Annotated in this window: 5 protein-coding genes; 2 read left to right on the forward strand and 3 right to left on the reverse strand. The window is 60.1% G+C overall.

Annotated features, from left to right (window positions below; all coding sequences use genetic code 11):
- Nucleotides 1–617: TVP38/TMEM64 family protein (locus ACEW8G_RS08160; protein ID WP_373487930.1), on the reverse strand; the 617-nt coding region annotated here is incomplete at its 3' end.
- A 135-nt stretch (nucleotides 618–752) separates the two neighbouring features.
- Nucleotides 753–1,292, reverse strand: coding sequence for a TetR/AcrR family transcriptional regulator (locus ACEW8G_RS08165; protein WP_373487931.1), 540 nt, complete (start codon nucleotides 1,290–1,292; stop codon nucleotides 753–755).
- Between the two features lie 176 nt (nucleotides 1,293–1,468).
- Here ACEW8G_RS08165 and ACEW8G_RS08170 point away from each other — a divergent pair, with 176 nt between their 5' ends.
- Nucleotides 1,469–2,032: a carboxymuconolactone decarboxylase family protein gene (locus ACEW8G_RS08170; RefSeq protein WP_373487932.1), complete on the forward strand. Its 564-nt coding sequence runs from the start codon at nucleotides 1,469–1,471 to the stop codon at nucleotides 2,030–2,032.
- Here the strand turns inward: ACEW8G_RS08170 and ACEW8G_RS08175 are convergent.
- A complete protein-coding gene (locus tag ACEW8G_RS08175; RefSeq protein ID WP_373487933.1) occupies nucleotides 2,029–2,730 on the reverse strand; it encodes a haloacid dehalogenase type II in 702 nt (233 codons plus the stop codon). The genes ACEW8G_RS08170 and ACEW8G_RS08175 overlap by 4 nt on opposite strands.
- Nucleotides 2,731–2,859: 129 nt before the next feature.
- Between ACEW8G_RS08175 and ACEW8G_RS08180 the strand changes: the two genes are divergently transcribed.
- A complete protein-coding gene (locus tag ACEW8G_RS08180; RefSeq protein WP_373487934.1) occupies nucleotides 2,860–3,363 on the forward strand; it encodes a redoxin domain-containing protein in 504 nt (167 codons plus the stop codon).
- Nucleotides 3,364–3,432: the final 69 nt, after the last annotated feature.

Consider the following 3,432-nt stretch of genomic DNA (forward strand, 5'->3'; position numbering starts at 1 on the left):
GCAATCCAAGGAAAGACCGCCAGCAGCGCGAACGAGGCCAGAAGCGGCGGCGAGACGATGCCTGAAAGGCTGTCCAAGCCCGCCAACTGGGTTCCCGCATTCACATAAACTGCCGTGCCCGCCAGCATGCCCACCTGGCTCACCCAATAGAAGGTCCACGCCCGGATTGGGGTCAATCCCATCAGCAGGTTCACCGCAAAAAACGGCACCACCGGGATCAGTCGCAAGGAAAACAGATAAAAGGCCCCGTCGCGCGCCAGTCCGGCCTCGATCCCCTCGGCCCGCGCGCCCAACCGTGCCCGCACCCAATCCCGCAACAGATAGCGCGAGGCCAGAAAAGCCAGTGTCGCGCCGATGGCCGAGGCGAATGACACGATCAGCAGGCCGGTCCAGAACCCGAACAGCGCGCCACCCGCCAGCGTCAGCCAGACAGCAATGGGCAGGGACAGCGCCGCCACGGCGACATAGGCAGCCAAGAACAGGCCTGCCACGAGGAAAGGACGGCTCTCTTGGAACGCGCTGATTGCGGCCAATCGATCCCGCAGGGTTTGCAGGTCGATCTCCTGACCCGCCAGCAGCCATAGCGCTGCTGCGACAAGCCCTGCGAGGGCGATCAACAAGACAGATTTTTTCACGACACTTCCTCACAACATTCTACACGGCCTTCGCTTAGAAGGCCCGCTATCTCACAGGTCTACCGAATGCGTTCTTCGTTACAGGACACGTTGTAGAATGTGGTCACGACAGCGTGTCTAAGGGCGCAATGCCATCAGTGCTGTCACGGCGGCGGTTGCGACCGGCCGCAGCAGATCCGCACCCTGCCCCGACCGCGCCCTCGAAACGATGCCGCGCGCCATCGCGGCAGCCAGCGATGCCGCAACACGCGAGGAACACTCACCATCTTGGGGCCAACCGTCCTGTACGAGACGCGCGGCAATGCGCGCTTCGAGCGCGTCAAACCGGTGATCACGCTCGGCCTGAAACGCCACCGTCGTCACCGCCGCATCTGCCAGCACTGACGAGATCAAACAGCCCGGCGTTTCTGCATTGCTGCAGGCCAGATGCACAACCTGAACGAAAAATTCCGAGAGATCCTCAGCGAGCGTTCCCTTCGGGTCCAAAGTCTCGGTCACTGGGCGCAGCCGCGTCTCCCCGTAGTGGGCAACTGCGGCCAGAAACAGGCCCTCTTTTCCCTCGAACAGCTGATACAGGCTACCTCGCGGCATCCCGGTTTCCCGGCAAATGACTTCAACTGACGCCTGATCATAGCCACGAGCCCAGAAGACGCGCATGGCTGCCTCAAGGGCTGCAGTGTTGTCAAAACCGCGTGGACGGCCTCGGGGGCGGGTCGAAGGAGTGGCGGAGACCATGAAACCATCTTTTTTGAAACGGAAGTTCTGGAATTAGCTGGAAAACGAGGAGAGTTCAATTTACAGAACTGTTATTCTTAAAATGAAGGATAAACCCGATGCCGACACCGCTCCTTGATCTGACCCCGGAAACACTCGACACAGCCACGGGCGAGGCGCAGACGCTTCTGGCGAACGCCAAGTCCAAGCTGGGTTTCGTTCCCAATATGTATGGGTATATGGCCATCCTGCCGCCCGTTCTTGGCACCTATATGGCAGCATATGACGCATTCCGCAGTCAGTCGGGCCTGACGCCAGCGGAACAGGAAACCGTGTTTCTCTCCGTCAGCCGCGCCAACGGATGCACTTACTGCACCGCCGCGCATTCGATGATTGCCCACAAGATCTCCAAGGTTCCCGCAGACAGTCTGGCCTCTCTGCGCGATGGCACCAATCTGCCCGACCCTAAACTACAGGCAGTGGCACAGTTTACGCAGGCAATGGTCGTGTCGCATGGCAATCCCGGGAAAGCAGCAGTGGACGATTTTCTTGCTGCCGGGTTCGGGCACCAGCAGGTTTTGGGCATTGTCCTCGCCATCGCCTGCAAGACGCTGTCGAACTACACCAACCACCTGGCAGCGACCCCGGTCGATGAGGCCTTTGCTGCCTATTCGGTAGACTAACGCCCCGCGTTCTGGGTGCCCCACTCGACCACCATCGCTTTTGCCAATTCACCCAGGTCAGAGGCGATGAGGTCAGGTTGCGGCACTCCCGACAGTAGCAGGGGGGCATTCACGCCATGCGTGACCAACGCGCCCCTGCCGCCCATGGCTTGCATCCCGATCGTGTCCCAGACATGGCATGCAACAAGGCACAGGTCGCGCGGCGGCACCGCCAAGGCGTCCGCGACCTGCTGATAGGTTTGCGGCGCGGGCTTGAAGCATCCGGTCGGCTGGACGCTGAAGCTGGTCTCGAAATATCCGCCGAGACCAGCCCGATCCAAAGCTGAAGGTCCGTCAGAGGGCGGCGAGTTGGTCAGCGTTACCATACGAAACCCGTGGTCGCGCAGATGAGCCAGCGCTTTCTCCGCGTCCGGGTGTGCCGGCATGGATCCGATAGCCTGGCGCAATCGGGTGCCGTCCTGATCAGTGATCGTGACGCCCCTGATGTCGCCGGTCATCTGCAAGACGGCAACGGCCAATGACCCGAAATCGCTGTGCAATCCGGTCATCGTCAGGGTCTGGGAATATAAGATAAGCTGTGCGAACCAGTCGCGCATCACCGACCCGTCACCGAACAGCTCCGCAAACAGCGGGCGCAGATGGTCCAGATCCAAAAGGGTCTCGTTCACGTCAAACACAAGAATGGGGCGTGTGTGCATGGGTATCAGGTCCTCATTGGGTTTGTCAGGGAATTTGAAACCAATCGTTCTGTAATTCGTTATCTACATCTGAACCGGTTCCTCCAGTCGTTACAATGAAAGAAATGATCCATGTCACATTCAGCGCCCATGCCAGCCACGACAGCCCCCGCAATCGACGCCTACACCGCTGACGGCGCACCATTCACACTGCCCGCCACTCCGGAGGGCGGTTTGTCGGTGATCTTTTTCTACCGCGGCGTTCACTGCCCCGTCTGCAAGACCCAGATCGAAGAACTGGCGAGGCGCGAAGATGAGCTTCGCGCAGCCGGTCTGGCCGTTGCCGCAGTGTCTATGGATGACAGTGAGCGGTTCGCGCGCCAAGGAAAGGAATGGGATCTGGGCAACCTGACCATCGGTCACGGCCTAACTGAAGCGTCCGCCCGTGAATGGGGCCTCTACCTTTCAAACAAGGCAAAGGATGCGGAGCCTGTCCACTTTGCTGAACCGGGTATTGCCGTTCTAAAAGCCGATGGCAGCATCTATGCGCTATACTTGCAGAACACCCCGTTTGCACGCCCGCGTGTGGACGATCTGATGCAAGGGTTGGGCTTTGTGATGAAAAACGACTATCCGGTGCGCGGCACCGCCTGAGCAGGGCGGGCTGCAGACCCGTTCGGGTCAGCGGCCCAACATCCACGTCCCGTCCGGGTGAAAGGCGTG

The organism is Blastomonas sp., assembly GCF_041747255.1.
Classification (GTDB): domain Bacteria; phylum Pseudomonadota; class Alphaproteobacteria; order Sphingomonadales; family Sphingomonadaceae; genus Blastomonas.